Source organism: Neisseria maigaei (assembly GCF_958267405.1).
Lineage (GTDB): Bacteria > Pseudomonadota > Gammaproteobacteria > Burkholderiales > Neisseriaceae > Neisseria > Neisseria bergeri.
Map to the genome: position 1 here is coordinate 1 of NZ_CATQFT010000036.1, position 998 is coordinate 998.

The following is a 998-nucleotide window of genomic DNA, read 5'->3' on the forward strand; positions in this document are numbered from 1 at the left end:
GTTACGTCGGTGGTACGGAAGTAGAATTGGGGACGGTAGTTGGCGAAGAACGGAGTATGGCGGCCGCCCTCTTCTTTACTCAGTACGTATACTTCTGCTTTGAACTTGGTGTGCGGAGTGATGGTGCCGGGTTTGGCCAATACCTGACCGCGCTCTACGTCTTCACGTTTGGTACCGCGCAGCAATACGCCCACGTTGTCGCCCGCCTGACCTTCGTCCAGCAGTTTGCGGAACATTTCAACGCCGGTGCAGGTGGTTTTTTGGGTTTCTTTCAGACCGACGATTTCGATCTCGTCGCCAACGTGGATGACACCGCGCTCTACACGGCCGGTTACTACGGTACCGCGGCCGGAAATGGAGAATACGTCTTCGATAGGCAGCAGGAACGGTTTGTCCACGGCACGCTCGGGAGTCGGGATGTAGCTGTCCAATGCGGCAGCCAGTTCGAAGATTTTTTCTTCGTAAGCGGCATCGCCTTCCAAGGCTTTCAGTGCGGAACCTTGTACGATCGGGCAGTCGTCGCCGGGGAAGTCGTAGCTGGACAGCAGGTCGCGGATTTCCATTTCAACCAGTTCCAACAGTTCGGCATCGTCAACCATGTCGCATTTGTTCATGAACACGATGATGTAAGGTACGCCTACTTGGCGGGCCAGCAGGATGTGTTCGCGGGTTTGCGGCATAGGACCGTCGGCTGCGGAACATACCAGGATTGCACCGTCCATTTGTGCGGCACCGGTAATCATGTTCTTAACGTAGTCGGCGTGGCCCGGGCAGTCTACGTGTGCGTAGTGGCGGGTTTCGGTTTCGTATTCTACGTGCGAGGTGTTAATGGTAATACCGCGTGCTTTTTCTTCGGGCGCGTTGTCGATTTGGTCGTAAGCTTTTGCAGCACCGCCGAATTTTTTAGCCAAAATAGTAGTCAAAGCGGCAGTCAGGGTGGTTTTACCATGGTCAACGTGACCGATGGTGCCAACGTTTACGTGCGGTTTGCTACGTTC

Annotated in this window: 1 protein-coding gene; it reads right to left on the minus strand. The window is 54.8% G+C overall.

The annotated features are described in order from the left end of the window. On the minus strand, positions 1-998 hold a 998-nt coding region (gene tuf / locus Q3O06_RS06395), incomplete at both ends, for an elongation factor Tu (protein WP_301818154.1).